This is a genomic window from Bradyrhizobium sp. F1.13.3 (genome assembly GCF_040548265.1).
GTDB lineage: Bacteria > Pseudomonadota > Alphaproteobacteria > Rhizobiales > Xanthobacteraceae > Bradyrhizobium.
The window spans coordinates 187,504-203,860 of sequence record NZ_JBEPRI010000010.1; the positions used below are offsets into that span (position 1 = coordinate 187,504).

17 protein-coding genes are annotated in these 16,357 nt (G+C 64.0%); 6 read left to right on the forward strand and 11 right to left on the reverse strand.

What is annotated here, in order from left to right; translation table 11 throughout:
* Position 1: 1 nt before the first annotated feature.
* Positions 2–445: a DUF4399 domain-containing protein gene (locus tag ABIB66_RS25965; protein ID WP_354205101.1), complete on the forward strand. Its 444-nt coding sequence runs from the start codon at positions 2–4 to the stop codon at positions 443–445.
* A gap of 3 nt (positions 446–448) precedes the next feature.
* Here the strand turns inward: ABIB66_RS25965 and ABIB66_RS25970 are convergent, their stop codons facing one another.
* From ABIB66_RS25970 to pqqA, 10 genes are all read right to left on the reverse strand, one after another.
* The gene (locus ABIB66_RS25970; RefSeq protein WP_275169264.1) at positions 449–1,504 is read right to left on the reverse strand and encodes a 2-oxoacid:ferredoxin oxidoreductase subunit beta; all 1,056 of its coding nucleotides are present in this window, start codon (positions 1,502–1,504) and stop codon (positions 449–451) included.
* Positions 1,501–3,348: a 2-oxoacid:acceptor oxidoreductase subunit alpha gene (locus tag ABIB66_RS25975; RefSeq protein ID WP_354205103.1), complete on the reverse strand. Its 1,848-nt coding sequence runs from the start codon at positions 3,346–3,348 to the stop codon at positions 1,501–1,503. Before ABIB66_RS25975 ends, ABIB66_RS25970 begins: the two co-directional genes overlap by 4 nt.
* Positions 3,318–5,117 carry an FAD-dependent oxidoreductase gene (locus ABIB66_RS25980; RefSeq protein WP_354205105.1) on the reverse strand — a complete coding sequence of 600 codons (1,800 nt, stop codon included), beginning with the start codon at positions 5,115–5,117 and terminating at the stop codon, positions 3,318–3,320. Before ABIB66_RS25980 ends, ABIB66_RS25975 begins: the two co-directional genes overlap by 31 nt.
* 228 nt (positions 5,118–5,345) lie before the next feature.
* Positions 5,346–6,023, reverse strand: a complete 678-nt coding sequence (locus tag ABIB66_RS25985) for a hypothetical protein (protein WP_354205107.1) — start codon at positions 6,021–6,023, stop codon at positions 5,346–5,348.
* Positions 6,024–6,038: 15 nt separating this feature from the next.
* Positions 6,039–7,025, reverse strand: coding sequence for a prolyl aminopeptidase (pip, locus tag ABIB66_RS25990; protein WP_354205109.1), 987 nt, complete (start codon positions 7,023–7,025; stop codon positions 6,039–6,041).
* Positions 7,015–8,214: a pyrroloquinoline quinone biosynthesis protein PqqE gene (gene pqqE, locus ABIB66_RS25995; protein ID WP_354205111.1), complete on the reverse strand. Its 1,200-nt coding sequence runs from the start codon at positions 8,212–8,214 to the stop codon at positions 7,015–7,017. The genes pip and pqqE overlap by 11 nt, the downstream gene beginning before the upstream one ends.
* Positions 8,211–8,522 (reverse strand): pyrroloquinoline quinone biosynthesis peptide chaperone PqqD, encoded by a 312-nt coding sequence (gene pqqD, locus ABIB66_RS26000; RefSeq protein WP_085351888.1) that lies wholly within the window; start codon positions 8,520–8,522, stop codon positions 8,211–8,213. Before pqqD ends, pqqE begins: the two co-directional genes overlap by 4 nt.
* A 10-nt stretch (positions 8,523–8,532) precedes the next feature.
* Positions 8,533–9,300, reverse strand: coding sequence for a pyrroloquinoline-quinone synthase PqqC (pqqC, locus tag ABIB66_RS26005; protein ID WP_473320516.1), 768 nt, complete (start codon positions 9,298–9,300; stop codon positions 8,533–8,535).
* 20 nt (positions 9,301–9,320) lie between these two features.
* On the reverse strand, positions 9,321–10,250 hold the full coding sequence (gene pqqB, locus ABIB66_RS26010) for a pyrroloquinoline quinone biosynthesis protein PqqB (protein WP_354205116.1): 930 nt from the start codon (positions 10,248–10,250) through the stop codon (positions 9,321–9,323).
* Between the two features lie 117 nt (positions 10,251–10,367).
* Positions 10,368–10,448, reverse strand: a complete 81-nt coding sequence (pqqA, locus tag ABIB66_RS26015; RefSeq protein ID WP_007595659.1) for a pyrroloquinoline quinone precursor peptide PqqA — start codon at positions 10,446–10,448, stop codon at positions 10,368–10,370.
* Between the two features lie 249 nt (positions 10,449–10,697).
* Between pqqA and ABIB66_RS26020 the strand changes: the two genes are divergently transcribed.
* The 5 genes from ABIB66_RS26020 to tarD all read left to right on the forward strand — a co-directional run bounded on the left by ABIB66_RS26020 (position 10,698) and on the right by tarD (position 14,608).
* Positions 10,698–10,955 carry a DUF6894 family protein gene (locus tag ABIB66_RS26020; protein WP_007595657.1) on the forward strand — a complete coding sequence of 86 codons (258 nt, stop codon included), beginning with the start codon at positions 10,698–10,700 and terminating at the stop codon, positions 10,953–10,955.
* Between the two features lie 204 nt (positions 10,956–11,159).
* Positions 11,160–12,560: an amidase family protein gene (locus ABIB66_RS26025; RefSeq protein ID WP_354205118.1), complete on the forward strand. Its 1,401-nt coding sequence runs from the start codon at positions 11,160–11,162 to the stop codon at positions 12,558–12,560.
* A gap of 2 nt (positions 12,561–12,562) precedes the next feature.
* A complete protein-coding gene (locus tag ABIB66_RS26030) occupies positions 12,563–13,039 on the forward strand; it encodes a glutathione peroxidase (RefSeq protein ID WP_354205120.1) in 477 nt (158 codons plus the stop codon).
* A complete protein-coding gene (locus ABIB66_RS26035) occupies positions 13,036–13,293 on the forward strand; it encodes a DUF3297 family protein (protein ID WP_018318553.1) in 258 nt (85 codons plus the stop codon). Before ABIB66_RS26030 ends, ABIB66_RS26035 begins: the two co-directional genes overlap by 4 nt.
* A 145-nt stretch (positions 13,294–13,438) precedes the next feature.
* A complete protein-coding gene (gene tarD, locus ABIB66_RS26040; RefSeq protein ID WP_354205122.1) occupies positions 13,439–14,608 on the forward strand; it encodes a D(-)-tartrate dehydratase in 1,170 nt (389 codons plus the stop codon).
* A 152-nt stretch (positions 14,609–14,760) separates the two neighbouring features.
* Here tarD and ABIB66_RS26045 read toward each other — a convergent pair whose 3' ends face one another.
* Entirely contained in the window at positions 14,761–16,113 is a 1,353-nt protein-coding gene (locus ABIB66_RS26045; protein ID WP_354205124.1) for a malonyl-CoA decarboxylase, read from the reverse strand.
* Positions 16,114–16,357 lie beyond the last annotated feature (244 nt).

Below are 16,357 nucleotides of genomic sequence, written 5' to 3' on the forward strand. Positions count from 1 at the left end.
GATGCAGATCCTTCGTTGCGTCGCACTGGCGGCGGCGCTCGCATTGCTTCCGGCGACGGCCTTTTCGCAAGGCAAGATAGCTCCCAAGGACGCAAAGCTCTATTTCATCACCCCGCATGACGGGCAGAAGGTCCGCGGCGGATTCTGGGTCCGGTTCGGCTTGCGCAACATGGGTGTGACCCATGCCGGCGACGAGTATCAGAATGCCGGTCATCATCATTTGCTGATCGACGTCAACGACCCCATCGATCCCAAGGAGCCGATCCTGCAGGACAAGTCGCATCTGCATTTCGGGGCAGGGCAGACCGAAACGCTGCTCGAGCTTCCGCCCGGGACCCACACGCTGCAACTCGTGCTGGGCGATGCCAAGCACTATCCGTTCGAGCCGCCCATCGTGTCGGAGAAGATCACCGTACGCGTCCGGCAGCCCGCAACGGCGCGGTAGCAATCACCGCAGGCTGGCGTTGAACTTGTCAAGCATCGCCGAGCCCGGGCAGAGCGTGTCCGCTTCCAGCGTATTGAGCGGCGTTTCGACCGTGTTGAGATGCTCGTGCAGATCTTCCGCGTCGGGATCGACATAGAGCAGGCCGGTGACGATCTGTCCCTTTGCGGCGTGCTTTTGCAGGAAGGTCTGGGCGCCGAGCCGGTCGTGCGGATCGTAGTCGGCGTCGATCTTGCGCAGCGCGATCCTGCTGCCGTCATGCTGCTCGACCATTTGCACCGTGCCCGGTGCGTAATCCACCGCAATCGGATCGCGGCCGACCAGCACGTCGAGCCGGTTCACCGCGTCATTGTGCTCGCGGACATAGTCGAAGCTCTTGGTCGAGCCGGCGTGGTTGTTGAAGGCGATGCAGGGGCTGATGACGTCGATGAACGACGCGCCCTTGTGGCCGATCGCGGCCGCGATCAGCGGCACGAGCTGGGTCTTGTCGCCGGAGAACGAGCGCGCGACGAAGGTGGCGCCCAGCTGCAGCGCGATGGCGACGAGGTCGATGGCGTTGTCCGTGTTGGTGACGCCCTTCTTGGACTTCGAGCCGCGGTCGGCCGTCGCCGAGAACTGGCCCTTGGTCAGACCGTAAACGCCGTTGTTCTCGACGATGTAGGTCATGTTGACGCCGCGCCGGATCGAATGCGCGAACTGGCCGAAGCCGATCGAGGCGGAATCGCCGTCGCCGGAGACGCCGAGATAGATCAGGTCGCGATTGGCGAGGTTGGCGCCGGTCAGCACGCTGGGCATGCGGCCGTGCACGGAGTTGAAGCCGTGCGAATTGCCGAGGAAATAATCGGGTGTCTTCGACGAGCAGCCGATGCCCGAGATCTTGGCGACCCGGTGCGGCTCGATCGAAAGCTCATAGCAGGCCTCGATGATCGAGGCCGTGATCGAGTCGTGACCGCAACCGGCGCACAGCGTCGAGATCTTGCCCTCGTAGTCGCGATGGGTGTAGCCGAGCTCGTTCTTCTTGAGGCCGGGATGGTGGAATTTCGGCTTTGCGATGTAGGTCATGACACGGCCTTGCGGAGCGGGGTCACTTTAAGGTGATCCTGGTGGTCGCCAATGGCTTTCGCGATGAAACGGGCGGTGATCGGCGAGCCGTCGTAATGCACGATCGGCACCAGCCGCACCGGGTCGATGCCGTTCTCGTTGACGATGAGCTGGCGCAGCTGGCTGTCGCGGTTCTGTTCGACGACGTAGACGAAATCGTGCTCGGCGAGGAAGCTCGCCACGCTCGAATGGAACGGGAAGGCGCGGATGCGCAGGCGATCGAGCTGATGGCCTCGTGTCTCCAACAATCCGATCGCCTCGTCCATCGCCGGCGTGGTCGAGCCGAAATAGATCACGCCGTATTTGGTCGGCCGTTCCGCATTGGCCTGGAGCGGCCGCGGCACCAGATCCTGCGCGGTCTCGAACTTGCGCATCAGGCGCTGCATGTTGTCGGCGTAGACCGAGCCTTCCTCGGAGTAGCGCGCATAGCGATCACGCGAGGTGCCGCGGGTGAAATAGGAGCCCTTGGTCGGATGCGTGCCGGGATAGGTTCGGTAGGGAATGCCGTCGCCGTCGACGTCGAGGTAGCGGCCGAAGTCGCGGCCTTCCTCCAGCATCTCCGCGGTCATCACCTTGCCGCGGTCATATTGCTTGGAATCGTCCCATTTCAGCGGCCGGCAGAGCCGGTGGTTCATGCCGATGTCGAGGTCGAGCATCAGGAAGATGGTGGTCTGGAGCCGCTCGGCGAGATCGAAGGCCGCGGCCGCGAACTCGAACGCCTCGGCGGGATCCTCCGGGAACAGCAGCACATGCTTGGTGTCGCCATGCGAAGCATAGGCGCAGGCGATGATGTCGCATTGCTGGGTGCGGGTCGGCATGCCGGTCGAGGGACCGGCGCGCTGGATGTTCATGATCACGGCCGGGATTTCGGCGAAATATGACAGGCCGATGAACTCGGTCATCAGTGAGATGCCAGGGCCGGACGTCGCGGTGAAGGCGCGCGCGCCGTTCCAGGAGGCGCCGATCACGATGCCGATCGAAGCCAGCTCGTCCTCGCCTTGCACGATGGCGTATTTGGCCTTGCCGGTCTGGGGATCGTGCCGGTACTTCTTGCAGTGGGCGGTGAAAGCCTCCGCCACCGACGAGGACGGCGTGATCGGATACCAAGCGCACACCGTGGCGCCGCCATAGACGGCGCCGAGCGCGGCGGCGCTGTTGCCCTCGATGAAGATGCGGTCGCCGACCTTGTCGGACTTCTTCACCCGCAGCCCGGTCGGGCATTTCAGATTCTGGAGCGCCCAGTCGCGGCCGAGATGCAGCGCGTGGACGTTGGACGAGAGCAGCTTCTCCTTGCCCTTGTACTGCTCGCCGATCAGCTGCTCGATCAGTTTCGGATCCATGTCGAGCAGCGCCGAGAGCGCGCCGAGATAGATGATGTTCTTGAACAGCTGGCGCTGGCGCGGATCGGTGTAAGTCGAGTTGGTGATCGCGGTCAGGGGGACGCCGATCACGGTGATGTCGTCGCGGAATTTCGTCGACGGCATCGGCTTGGTGGAATCGTAGAACAGATAGCCACCGGGCTCGATGCCGGCGACGTCCTTGTCCCAGGTCTGCGGGTTCATGGCGACCATCATGTCGACGCCGCCGCGCGCGCCGAGATGGCCGTCTTCGGTCACCCGCACCTCGTACCAGGTCGGCAGTCCCTGGATATTGGAGGGGAAGATGTTGCGCGGGCTCACCGGAACGCCATGGCGCAGGATCGCGCGCGCAAACATCTCGTTGGCGCTGGCCGAGCCCGATCCGTTGACGTTGGCGAAGCGGACGACGAAGTCGTTTACGCTGCTGATCGGCTTTTTGTCGGACATGCTGAACCTGCGTGAGTCATCTCGATCAAATATTTTTGCATGTCCCAGGCGCCGGTGGGACAGCGCTCGGCACACAGCCCGCAATGCAGGCAGACATCCTCGTCCTTGATCATCACGCGCCCGGTCTTGAGATCGCTGGACACATAGAGATCCTGGTCCGGATGCAGCGAGGGCGCTTTCAGGCGCTGACGGAGATCGCCTTCCTCGCCATTGTCCGTGAAGGTGATGCAATCCATCGGACAAATGTCGACGCAGGCATCGCACTCGATGCAGAGCGAGGTCGAGAACACGGTCTGGACATCGCAGTTCAGGCAGCGATGGGCTTCGCCCAGCGCCAGCTTGACGTCGTAGCCGAGCTCGACCTCGGTGCGGATGTCCTTCAGCGCGATCACCTTGTCGCGATGCGGCACCTTGTAGCGCTTGTCGTTGGAGATGTCGTTGTCATAGCTCCATTCGTGGATGCCCATCTTCTGCGAGGAGACGTGCACCTCCGGCAATGGCCGCTCGGTGACGTCCTCGCCCGAGAGCATTTTGTGGATCGACAGCGCGGCATCATGGCCCTGCGCCACCGCCCAGATGATGTTCTTCGGCCCGAACGCGGCGTCGCCGCCGAAGAACACTTTCGGATTGGTCGAGACGAAGGTTTGCGGATCGACCTTGGGCATGTGCCATTTGTCGAACTCGATGCCGCAGTCCTGCTCAATCCAGGGGAAGGCGTTCTCCTGGCCGACTGCGACCAGCACGTCGTCGCATTCGATGGTCTGGTCCGGCTCGCCCGAGGGCACGAGGTTGCGGCGGCCCTTGGCGTCGTATTCGGCCTTCACCTTCTGGAAGGTGATGCCGGTGAGCTTGCCGTTGTCGTGGACGAAGGCTGTGGGCACGAGGAAGTTGAGGATCGGGATGTCCTCGTGGAGCGCGTCTTCCTTCTCCCAGGGCGAGGCCTTCATTTCCTCGAAGCCGGAGCGCACGACGACCTTCACCTCTTCGCCGCCGAGGCGGCGCGCGGTGCGGCAGCAATCCATCGCGGTGTTGCCGCCGCCGAGCACGATGACTCGCTTGCCGATCTTGTCGGTATGGCCGAACGAGACCGAGGACAGCCAGTCGATGCCGATATGGACGTTGGCGGCTGCTTCCTTGCGTCCGGGAATGTCGAGCTCGCGGCCGCGCGGCGCGCCGGAGCCGACGAAGATCGCGTCGTACTTCTCCGCGAGCAGCGCCTTCATGCTTTCGATGCGGTGGCCGCCCTTGAAGTCGACGCCGAGACCCAGGATGTAGCCGGTCTCCTCGTCGATGACTGAATCCGGCAGGCGGAACTTCGGGATCTGCGAGCGCATCATGCCGCCGGCTTTCGGATCGGCATCGAACACCGTGCAGTGATAGCCGAGCGGCGCGAGATCGCGCGCCACCGTCAGCGAAGCGGGACCGCCGCCGACGAATGCAACGCGCTTGCCGTTCTTGGCCGAGGGCCGCGGCAGGCGTTGCGTGATGTCGTCCTTGAAGTCGGCGGCGACGCGCTTCAGGCGGCAGATCGCGACCGGCGTCTCCTCGACGCGTCCGCGGCGGCACGCCGGCTCGCATGGACGATCGCAGGTGCGTCCCAGAATTCCGGGAAACACGTTCGATTTCCAATTGATCATATAGGCGTCGCTGTAGCGGCCTTGGGCGATCAGTCGGATGTATTCGGGAACGGGAGTGTGCGCAGGACAGGCCCATTGGCAATCGACCACTTTGTGAAAGTAGTCGGGGGCCGCAATATCGGTCGGTTTCATTCCTACCCTGTCCGCGCAGGCTCAAAGACCCCGCGGCCTTTTCTTGAGCTTGGCGAACGCTAACGCGCGGCGATCTTGAATGACGTCATTGGGTTAGCTTATTAGAACCGTTCCGAAGTACAACGGCAAATTTGGGGGATCACCGGCTTTCATGGGAGCCCAGCGCGCACATCATTAATGGTCGCGCGAGATGCGTGCGGTGCAGCATGTTGCGATGCGTCCGATGGGTTAGTTGCGCGCGATGTCGCTCTTCGCGAGGTCCCACATCAGGCTGTAGGTGCCGACCGACACGGGAAGCGGGAATGGCGCGGCGGCAGGGCCGGTGAAGCGCGCGGCGATCACGGCGGAGACCGCGCCGACATGCGTGCCGTCGATCAGCACGAACCAGTCGCGCGCGCCTTCGTTGCGCACCGCCGGAATGTCCGCCGTCGCGCCCGACAGTTCCGGCTCGCTTTCGAGCAGATGCATCGAGATGATGCCGTCGTGCTTTTCCGGCGTCAGCCTGTCTTGCAGTGCGTCACGCCATGCGACTGCATTGTCCGGCGTACGCCGCAGCCGCACGAGCCCGAGCGCCGCGCCACGTCCGGTACCATTGCTGATCGTGATGCGGGCGACCACTCGGAGCATGTCCTTGAAATGCGCCATGCTCCGCCGCGACCATTCAGTCTGGTTGGCGAGTCGCGCCCGGTAGGCGGGACTGTCGAGCACGTCGAGCGTCGCGGTCGAATACAGCGAGAGATATTTGGGATTGGCGGCGTGCGCGACATAGCGCCGCGCCTCCAGAAAACCCTCGATCGCAACGCGCTCTTCCAGATGCTCGCGATCGTACCAGCGATTGAAATCGGCTTCATCTGAAACGTCGACGTTCATCGACGTCAGCAGCATGCCTTTCCCGGCGAGCGGCATTTTCTTGTTGTCCTACTATCGCGAGATCTTCGAGGCGATATCCGCGATCGACTTCATGACCGCGTCTCGCACGCCGGTATCATAGAGCGAATGGCCGGCTTCTTCCACGATACGAATCTCGGAACCCGGCCACGCTTTCGCGAGCGCCTGCGATGTCTCGGGAGGACACAACAGATCGTAGCGGCCCTGAACGATGATGCCAGGAATGCCGTCGAGCTTGCCGGCGTTCCGCAACAACTGGTTCTCCGTCATGAAGCTGTCCTGCACGAAATAATGCGCCTCCATGAACGGCGTCGCCGGCAATGTGCGCCACACGTTCAGCGACGCCAGGTCGATCCGCGTCTTTGCCGCCTTGTGCTCCGACAAGGCGCGCTCGGTGTCGTGCCATGCGCGCGAGGCCGGGCCATGCACGGCCGGATCGGCATCGAGGATGCGGCGATAGTAGGCTTCCACCGGCCGCGCGCGCTCCTCCAGCGACAGCACGCTCAGAAAATCCTCGTAGAGCGCGGGGTAGAATTGCGACAGGCGCGAAGTGAAGGCGATCTCGACTTCAGCACGCGTGCCGAGAAACGTCGCGCGCAGCGCAATTCCGGAGACGCGCGCGGGATGCGCCTGCGCATAAGCCAGCGCCAGCGTCGCGCCCCAGGAGCCGCCGACCACCATCCAGCGCGCGACGCCGAATTTCTCGCGGATCTTTTCCATGTCCGCGATCAGATGCTGCGTGGTGTTGTGCTGGCGCGATCCCTTCGGCCGGCTGCGGCCGCAGCCGCGTTGGTCGAACAGCACGGCATGGAAACGGTCGGGATCAAACAGCCGGCGATGGTCGGGCTGGCAACCGCTGCCGGGGCCGCCATGCAGATAGACCGCGGGGAGGCCGTCGGTGCGGCCGACGCTCTCGACATAAAGCTCGTGGCCGTCGCCGACGTCGAGCATTTCGGAGGTCAGCGGCGCAAAGGGATCGGCGCGCTTGACTGAGCTGGCCGCGTCGGCGTCAGGCATCATTCCCGGATTCCAGAGTGCCGCCGGCGAAATTGCGATAGAGGAAGCGGTTGGTTTCGCCCTCGGCCTCGCGCTCGGCCTGCTTGAAGATGGTCTCGTGCAGCGGCGACAGCGCACAGGCAGGATCGGTGTTGGCGGCGTCGCCGGTCAGCGCAAAGGCCTGGCAGCGGCAGCCGCCGAAATCGATCTCGCGGAATTCGCAACTCTTGCACGGCTCCTTCATCCAGCCGGTGCCGCGATAGCGATTGAAGGCCTCGGAGTTCTGCCAGATCCAGGCGATCGAATGGTTGGAGCGCACCGATTCGAAGTCGAGCCCGGTGATGCTCTCGGCGGCGTGGCAGGGCAGCACCTTGCCGGCCGGCGAAATATTGAAGAACTGCCGGCCCCAGCCGCCCATGCACTTCTTCGGCCGCAGCGCGTAATAATCGGGCACGACATAGTCGATCGTTAGCCGGCCCTTCAGCCGCTCGCGCGCCTCCTCGACGATGCGGGTGCACTCGTCGAGCTGCGCCACCGTCGGCATCAGCGCGGCGCGGTTCTTCAGCGCCCAGCCGTAATACTGGACATTGGCGACCTCGAGCCGGTCGGCGTCGAGATCGACGGACATCTGGATGATCTCAGGCAGCTGGTGCAGGTTCTGCCGGTGCATCACCGCGTTCACGGTGAGCGGCAGGTCGAGCTCGCGGGTCCATTTTGCCACTTCGAGCTTCTTGCGGTGCCCGTTTTTGTAACCGCCAACGCGATCGGCGAGGGCTTCTTCGACGCCCTGGAAGCTGATCTGGACGTGGCAGAGCCCGGCATCGGCAAGCTCGCTCAGCCGCTCGCGCGTCAGCAGCACGGCCGAGGTGATGAGGTTGGTGTAGAGGCCGACGTCGCTGGCGTGCTTGACCAGCTCGACCAGGTCCTTGCGCGCGGTCGGTTCGCCGCCGGAGAAATGCACCTGGAGCACGCCGATCTCGGCGAGCTCGCTCAGGACTTTCTTCCATTCCTCGGTGGTCAGCTCCTTGCCCGAGCGGTCGAGCTCGACCGGGTTGGAGCAATAGGGACATTGCAGCGGGCAGCGATGGGTGATCTCGAGCAGCACGGCGAGCGGAATGCCGAACGTCTCTGCCGTCGAGCGCTGCTTCTCCAGCACCGCGAGGCTGTCGCTGGCATCGGGCGGGATGGTGGGATTGCCGAGCACATCGCTCATGACGTTTTCTCCCGGGCCTCCGTGAGAAAGCCCTTGTCGGCGAGATCCTGCAGCATGACGATGACGTCGGCCAGGATCGCCTCGCGCGGCGCGGCGTATTTCGCCGCGAGCTGGTCGGACATTTCGCCGACATTGCGCTCGCCGTCGCAGAGCTGCAAGACCTCGACCGCGATCTCGTCCGGCGCCAGCACGCGTTCGGGCGCCAGGATCACCCAGACGTTTCGCGTCTCGTCATATTTCAGCTTGGCGTGCCGCGGCAGAACCGGCCGGCTGGTCTCGCTGACGCTGATGTGACGCGGCCCGGCCATCGCTTGTTCCTCAGCTCGCTTTTTGGTGTTCTTGGGGCACGAACGCGCCCGGCGGAATGTGGCCCTCGACATAGGCGTGTTGGAGCGCGTCGAGCTGCACCCAGAGCACGTTGGTCTTGAAGATCAGCGCGTTGCAGACCGACGCGCGTTGCTCGGGCGTGGTGGCATGCGCCTTGACATAGTCGAGCGCAAAGCCGGCGTCCCGCGGCGCCTGCGCCAACCGGCGCTTGAAGTAGCTCATGATGTCAGGATTGACGAAGTCGTAGTGCTCCAGCATTCCGGCAATGCGCACTTCGTGCAGGTTCGGCGCGAACAATTCGGTAAGCGAGGAGGCGATCGTCTCCAGCGGCGACTTCTCGCGGCAATAGTGCACATAGGCTTCCACCGCAAAGCGCGTCGCCGGCAGGATGCCTTCGGTCGATTCCACGTAGGCCGTGTCCAGCCCGAGGCCGTCGGTCAGCTTCAGCCAGCGCTCGATACCGCCTTCGGAGCCGATATCGCCGTCATGATCCTCGATGCGATGGCGCCATTCCACGCGCGTGGCGCGGTCGCGGAAGCGCGAGATCACCACCGCGTCCTTGATCGGGATCGTGCTCTGGTAATAGTAACGGTTCAACGCCCAGGCCTGGACCTGGCCCTTGTTCAGCTTGCCGCCGTGCAGCAGCTTATGGAACGGATGCAGGCTGTGATAGCGCGTCGCACCGATATGGCGCAGCGTCGCCTCCAGCTCCTCGGCCGAGTTGAGCCTGATGTCCTTGCCGATCGAGAGCGCGGTCATTCCAGTCAGTGACGCGGCATTCACAGCACGATCTCCGTTCCGTCGGCGGGTATCTGCCAGCCCGCCGCTTCAGCGGCCTTGCGCTCGGGAGAAGCGGGCAGCAGCGCCGGGTTCGAGTTATTGATATGCAGAAATATCTTCCTGTCGAGAGTGAGGTCGGCGAGCCGCGCGATGGCGCCGTGGTCGCCGGACATCGCGACATGGCCCATGCTCTTGCCGGTCTTGTGGCCGAGCCCGGCCCTGATCATCTCGTCGTCCCGCCACACCGTGCCGTCAAAGAACACCAGCGCGGCGCCGTCGATCTCGGTCTTGAGCGCGTCGGTGACCTCGGCGCAGGCGGCGATGAAGTAGAAGCATTTGCCGGTCGCTTTGTCGGTGATCTTCAGCCCCAGCGTATCGCCTTCGCCGGTGTCGCCGCCCGGATGCGCCTTGCCTTCTAGGTACCAGGCCGATTTGCCCGAGACCGCGAAGGGCAGCACCTCAAGTCCTGAGCGCGCCCCGTCCGGCAGCCGCGGCTCGAACGGCTCATTGATCTCGACCGGCTGGCGCTGCACGTTCTTCTCGTTCAGCACGTTGAAGATGCTGTTGGCCTTCAGAATCGCCAGCACCTTCTCATGCGCATAGACCGTGAAGGGCGAGCCCTCGCGCATCGACAGCAGGCCTGCCACCGCATCCACTTCGCTGTTGGTCAGGATCACGCCTGCGATCGGCGTATGGCGCAGCGCGCCTGCCTTCGGATGCAGCTGTGGCGTCGCATTCAATTGCTGGCGGAGGTCGGGGGAGGCGTTGATCAGGAACCAGTGCTCGCCGTCGCCGCTGAAGGCGACCGAGGCTTGGGTCCGTTGCAGCTCTTGGCCGTTTTCACGGGCCGTCCGGCAGCCCTCGCAGCCGCAATTCCATTGCGGCACTCCGCCGCCGGCTGCGGCGCCCAGGACGACGACGCGAAGCATGATCCGTCTCCTGGAAGGAACGCTGCGAGGTGGATCTCAGGCCAACACAGTTTCCGTCGTTCGGAAACCTGCCGTGACCGAAAGACCCACCTGCGCTGAACGCAGATCGCCAGCCACTTACTTGCGGGTGGCGCTCACATACATGTTGATTTCCATGCCACAGGGCACTTCGACGATCTTCGGGGCTTTCCAGGCCATTTCGGCTCTCCATTTTCGAGAATTCGGACGTATCCGCCCAACCCCTAAGTTAGTGCGGGTGGAAAAGTTCGCCAGTGAAATTTTCCCGAGAAGCCCATGTTGCGGCGCGAAAAATGCTGGCGGAACAATACTTGCTGGTGATGCTGCCTTGCGCATGGCGCATTCGGTCGCGAACCCTGTCCTGATAAAGCAGTTGTGAGTGCAGTGCAGCTTTCAATCCGGTACAGGCGACCCAACTGGAACTTCGTGATGCCCAGATATTTCTTCAACACCCGTATCGGCAACGAACTGATCGTGGATCCTGAGGGAGAGGATCTGCGCAATCCCGACCGTGCCTGGGAGGTTGCCCGCCAGATGATTCTGGAGGTGCTGCGATCGGAAGGCACCCAGCCGGCCCTGCTCGAAGCCGTCATCGAGGTCACCGACCGCGAAGGCGAGATCGTGCTCGAATTCCCCTTCACCGAGGCCCTGCTGGACATCCCGGACCAGTCCGCCACGCGGCATTGAGCCCCGACTCTCTCCCCGTCATTGCGAGGAGCCCTTGCGACGAAGCAATCCAGACTGCTTCCGCGGAGGCAGTCTGGATTGCTTCGCTTCGCTCGCAATGACGGGGAATGAGCCTCACCCGGCTCTCGCCCTTCGTCCCTGCGAAATCCGCATGGCTTTGCCGCGTTCCCGGGGCTAAAAGACGCCGGTTAAACGGAGCAAGCCATGCAAGATCTCTGGCGCCTGTCGGCGGCCGACCTCGCCAACCTCGTCAAAACCAAAAAGGTCTCCGCCAGGGAGGCCGCGCAGGCCGGCCTGGCCCGGCTCGACGCCGTCAATCCCAGCCTCAACGCCGTGATCGACCACCGGCCGGAGGACGTGCTCAAGCAGGCCGACGCCGTCGATGCCGCCATTGCCAGGGGGGAGGACCCCGGCGCGTTGGCCGGCGTGCCCGTCACCATCAAGGCGAATGTCGACCAGGAGGGCTTTGCCACCACCAACGGCCTGAAACTGCAGCGCGATCTGATCGCGCGCGAGGACAATCCGGTGGTCGCCAATTTCCGCAAAGCCGGCGCCGTTCTGCTTGGGCGCACCAATTGCCCGGCCTTCTCCTATCGCTGGTTCACCACCAATCTGGTCCACGGCGACACCAAGAACCCCCGCGACGCCTCGCTGACGCCGGGCGGCTCCTCCGGCGGCGCCGGCTCGGCGGTCGCGGCCGGCATCGGCCATATCGCCCATGGCACCGACATTGCGGGCTCGATCCGCTATCCCGCCTATGCCTGCGGCGTGCATGGTCTGCGCCCGACGCTCGGCCGCATCCCGGCCTTCAATCCGGCCCTGCCGGAGCGCCCGATCGGGCCGCAGATCATGGCGGTGTCGGGCCCGCTGGCCCGCACCGTCAACGACATCAGGATTTCGCTCGCGGCCATGTCGGCCCGCGACATCCGCGACCCCTGGTTCGTGCCCGCGCCGCTGGAAGGCCCCGCGCGGCCGAAGCGCGCCGCGCTGTGTCTCAATCCGGACGGCCTGGCCACCGCGCCCGAGGTGAAGGCCGCCGTCATCGACGCCGGCAAGCGGCTCGAACGGGCCGCCTGGACCGTCGAGACAATCGAGAACACCCCGCCGATGCGCGAAGCGGTCGAGTGGCAGATCAAGCTCTGGCTCGGCGACGGCTATGAGGCGCAGCTGGAGATGGCCGAGCGTGAAGGCGATCCCGGCGCGCTGGCGTGCCTGCGCGGCAACCGCGCCAGAGTCACGCCAATGGACCAGGCGAATTACGCCAAGGCATTGACCCGCCGCGCCACGCTGACCCGCGATTGGATGCTGTTCTTCGAGACCTATGCCGTGCTGCTGACGCCGGTCTCCGGCGAATTGCCGTTCCCCGATCATCTCGACCGCAAGGACGACGACTCCTTCAACCGCGTGTGGGAAGCGCAGCTGCCGCAGATCGCCATTCCCTTCATGGGCCTGCCTGGCCTCGTGGTCTCCACCGGGCTCGTCGGCAAGGCGCCGGTCGGCGTGCACATCGTGTCCGGCCGCTATCGCGAGGATCTCTGCCTGCTCGCAGGCGAGGCGATCGAGGCGGGCGGCGTGCCGCCGTCGCCGATCGACCCCGTGGGTTAGCGATGTCGGTGATCTACGACTTCAAGGCCAACTCGCTTCTCGGCGAAGAAGTCGCCCTGCGCAGCTTCGAGGGACAGGTGCTGCTGATCGTCAACACCGCGAGCAAATGCGGCTTCACGCCGCAATATCGCGGGCTGGAGGATCTGCATCGCGACCTCAATCCGCGCGGCTTCTCGGTGCTCGGCTTTCCCTGCAACCAATTCGGTGCGCAGGAGCCTGGACCGGCGAGCGAGATCCAGGCGTTCTGCTCGACCAATTACGACGTCACCTTTCCCCTGTTCGAGAAGATCGACGTCAACGGCAGCAATGCGCATCCGTTGTATGAGTACCTGAAACGCCAGCAATCCGGCCTGCTGGGCGCCTCCATCAAATGGAATTTCACCAAATTCCTGGTGGATCGCGCCGGCAAGGTGGTCGCGCGCCACGCACCGACCGCCCGGCCCGAAGGATTGCGGCAGCAAATCGAGACCCTGTTATGAGCGAGACAATCATGAGCGACGAATTTCCGGACCGCCTCTCGGTCGATCCGAACAGCCCCTATTACAACGCGGACATCCTGGCGCGCGACGTCGGCATCCGCTTCAAGGGTGTCGAAAAGACCAATGTCGAGGAATACTGCATCAGCGAAGGCTGGGTCCGCGTCACCGCAGGCAACGCCAAGGACCGCCACGGCAACCCGCTGACCATCAAGGTGCACGGCCCGGTCGAGCCGTATTTCAGGGATAAGAAGTAGGAGCGCGCTCTCTCCTCGTCATTGCGAACGCTCTCTTCTCCGTCATTGCGAGCGAAGCGAAGCAATCCAGAATCTTTCAACGGCGGCAGTCTGGATTGCTTCGTCGCTTCGCTTCTCGCAATGACGAAAATGAAAGGCCAAGCCCATGTCCGTCCGCATCGTCGACGTCCGCGAGATCACGAAACCGATCTCTTCGCCGATCCGCAACGCCTATATCGATTTCACCAAGATGACGACGAGCCTGGTTGCGGTCGTCACCGATTTCGTCCGCGACGGCAAGCGCGTCGTCGGCTACGGCTTCAACTCCAACGGCCGCTACGGGCAGGGCGGCCTGATCCGCGAGCGCTTTGCCTCTCGCATCCTGGAGGCCGATCCGAAATCACTGTTGAACGTGGCCGGCGACAATCTCGACCCCGACAAGGTCTGGGGCGCGATGATGACCAACGAGAAGCCGGGCGGTCATGGCGAGCGCTCGGTCGCGGTCGGCACCATCGACATGGCGGTGTGGGATGCCGTGGCGAAGATCGCAGGACAACCGCTGTTCCGCCTGCTGGCTGAGCGTCACGGCGTCAAAGCCAATCCGCGCGTGTTCGTCTACGCCGCCGGCGGCTATTATTATCCGGGCAAGGACCTCTCGATGCTGCGCGGCGAGATGCGCGGCTATCTCGATCGCGGCTACAACGTCGTGAAGATGAAGATCGGCGGCGCCGATATCGAGGACGACCGCACCCGCATCGAGGCGGTGCTGAAGGAGATCGGCAAGGACGCGCAGCTCGCCGTCGACGCCAACGGCCGCTTCGATCTCGAGACCGGGATCGCCTATGCCAAGATGCTGCGGGATTATCCGTTGTTCTGGTACGAGGAAGTCGGCGACCCCCTCGACTACGCGCTGCAGGCAGCCCTCGCCGAATTCTATCCGGGCCCGATGGCGACAGGCGAAAACCTGTTCAGCCACCAGGACGCCCGCAATTTGATCCGCTACGGCGGCATGCGCCCCGACCGCGACTGGCTGCAATTCGACTGCGCGCTGTCCTACGGCCTGTGCGAATACCAGCGCACGCTGGAGGTGCTGAAAACTCATGGCTGGTCACCGAGCCGCTGCATCCCCCATGGCGGCCACCAGATGTCGCTCAACATCGCAGCCGGCCTCGGCCTCGGCGGCAACGAGAGCTACCCCGACCTGTTCCAGCCCTATGGCGGCTTCCCCGACGGCGTCCGGGTCGAGAACGGTCACATCACCATGCCGGAGCTGTCAGGCATCGGCTTCGAAGGCAAGTCGGATCTCTACAAGGAGATGAAGGCGCTGGCGGAGTAGGCCGCGCTGCGGCCCAAACTCAGTGTCGTCCCGGCGGAGGCCGGGACCCATAACCCCAGGGAGAGGTTATGGATTGAGTTGGCAACTCCGAGTCTTCATCAAACTGCGTTTAGTGGCTATGGGTCCCGGCCTCCGCCGGGACGACAGCATAGCTACGACAGCCGCATATCCAGCAGCCGCCGCCCTTCGCCTTTCAGCAGCTTCTTCACCGCGCTCGAGGCCACGACCTCGCCGTCATTCGCATAAGCTTCGTGGTTCTTCTCGATGTCGTCGAGGCGGTAGAGGTAGTTGACCATCACGCCGGCGGACTCGCGCACGCCCTTCGGCGAGAGATCGCCCAACCAGTTGATGCGCTCGAGGCGGGCGCCGTTGCCGAGATGGAAGCGGGCGACGGAGTCGATCAGCTTGCCTTTGGGCGTGCGCGCCTTGAGGAAGTAGTGCGCCGCGAGCGGTTCGATCACGCCACGCAGCAGTGTCGTGGTCTCGGGGTTCTCGAACCATTTGGGATCGTCGAGCCGCTTCAGCACTTCGCGGTCCTCGTCCGACAGCGGCAGGTCCTTGTCCTGCTTCACCCATGGCATGAAGCCCGGCACCGGCGACAGCGTCACGAAATTGTCGAGCTTGGGCAGTTCGCGGCGCAGCTCCTCCACCACCTGCTTGATCAGGAAGCTGCCGAAGGAGATGCCGCCGAGACCGCGCTGGGTGTTGGAGATCGAGTAGAACACGGCGGTGCGGGCGCGCTCGATCGGGACGGAGGGGCGATCGACCGCGAGCAGCGGCGCGATCGCGCCGGGGATCGTCTCGGTCAGCGCCACCTCGACGAAGATCAGGGGCTCGTCCACCATCGCGGGATGGAAGAAGGCGTAACAGCGGCGGTCGACCGGATCGATGCGGCGGCGCAGATCGTCCCAGTCGCTGATCTCGTGCACGGCTTCGTAACGGATGATCTTTTCGAGGATGTTGGCCGGCGTCGACCAGTCGATCCTGCGCAGCACGAGAAACCCCCTGTTGAACCATGACGAGAGAAGATGCGAGACATCGCGATCGAGCGCGGCGAGATCGGTATGCCCGTTCATCATGTCGAGCAGATCGGCCCGCATCTTGACGAGATCGCCGGTGCCGCCGGGCGCGCGGTTGAGGCGGCGGATCAGCTCCTGCCGGCGCGGCTCGGAGGCAAAATGAAGGGCGCTGGCATCCTCGTCGGCCGGCTTGGCGCGCCATGTCTCGATCGCCTTGGACAGGCGCTCCCGATCCGGGCCGAAATCGCGCACCAGGGCTTCGAAAAAGGCGCGACGTCCCGCCGCATCCAGGTCCTGGTAGATGTCGAGCACCTCACGCGCCATGGCGGTGCCCGACGCTTCGCCCCGGCCCGACAGCAGCGCGCCGCAGAGCTCGATGAGCCCATCGGCGTCCGGCTTGGTGTCGGCAGAATCCCCGCGGCGAAGCAGCGTGCGGCCGCGCTCGGAGATGGTGGTGAGCAGGTCGGAGAAGAAGGCGTTGGCCATCGGGGCTTTCGTGTCGGGTTTGTGCGATGCGGGAATCTTACACGGGATTTGGGCGGAAGCCGATCACAATCAAGCGGGGGATTTTGGCAAGTTTAGCGGGGGGTGTGCGATCCAGGATTGCTGTCATGCCCCGCCACGGCGAGGCAATTGCGCATGAAAGTTTGGGGCGCTGCAGCTTCCACATCGTCATGGCCGGGCTTGTCCCGGCCATCCACGACCTTCGTTGGCACCCCAGAGAACGTGG

Coding starts and splice junctions, on each gene's coding strand:
- pqqE (WP_354205111.1), bottom strand. CDS start 8,214: ATGAGCGATGTGCTCGGCAATCCCACCATCCCGCCCGATGCCAGCGAC.
- ABIB66_RS25985 (WP_354205107.1), bottom strand. CDS start 6,023: ATGCCGCTCGCCGGGAAAGGCATGCTGCTGACGTCGATGAACGTCGAC.
- ABIB66_RS26020 (WP_007595657.1), top strand. CDS start 10,698: ATGCCCAGATATTTCTTCAACACCCGTATCGGCAACGAACTGATCGTG.
- ABIB66_RS26045 (WP_354205124.1), bottom strand. CDS start 16,113: ATGGCCAACGCCTTCTTCTCCGACCTGCTCACCACCATCTCCGAGCGC.
- pqqD (WP_085351888.1), bottom strand. CDS start 8,522: ATGGCCGGGCCGCGTCACATCAGCGTCAGCGAGACCAGCCGGCCGGTT.
- ABIB66_RS26030 (WP_354205120.1), top strand. CDS start 12,563: ATGTCGGTGATCTACGACTTCAAGGCCAACTCGCTTCTCGGCGAAGAA.
- ABIB66_RS25970 (WP_275169264.1), bottom strand. CDS start 1,504: ATGACCTACATCGCAAAGCCGAAATTCCACCATCCCGGCCTCAAGAAG.
- ABIB66_RS26025 (WP_354205118.1), top strand. CDS start 11,160: ATGCAAGATCTCTGGCGCCTGTCGGCGGCCGACCTCGCCAACCTCGTC.
- ABIB66_RS25980 (WP_354205105.1), bottom strand. CDS start 5,117: ATGAAACCGACCGATATTGCGGCCCCCGACTACTTTCACAAAGTGGTC.
- ABIB66_RS25975 (WP_354205103.1), bottom strand. CDS start 3,348: ATGTCCGACAAAAAGCCGATCAGCAGCGTAAACGACTTCGTCGTCCGC.
- pqqA (WP_007595659.1), bottom strand. CDS start 10,448: ATGGCCTGGAAAGCCCCGAAGATCGTCGAAGTGCCCTGTGGCATGGAA.
- pip (WP_354205109.1), bottom strand. CDS start 7,025: ATGATGCCTGACGCCGACGCGGCCAGCTCAGTCAAGCGCGCCGATCCC.
- pqqC (WP_473320516.1), bottom strand. CDS start 9,300: ATGACCGCGCTCTCGATCGGCAAGGACATCAGGCTCAACTCGGCCGAG.
- tarD (WP_354205122.1), top strand. CDS start 13,439: ATGTCCGTCCGCATCGTCGACGTCCGCGAGATCACGAAACCGATCTCT.
- ABIB66_RS25965 (WP_354205101.1), top strand. CDS start 2: ATGCAGATCCTTCGTTGCGTCGCACTGGCGGCGGCGCTCGCATTGCTT.
- pqqB (WP_354205116.1), bottom strand. CDS start 10,250: ATGCTTCGCGTCGTCGTCCTGGGCGCCGCAGCCGGCGGCGGAGTGCCG.
- ABIB66_RS26035 (WP_018318553.1), top strand. CDS start 13,036: ATGAGCGAGACAATCATGAGCGACGAATTTCCGGACCGCCTCTCGGTC.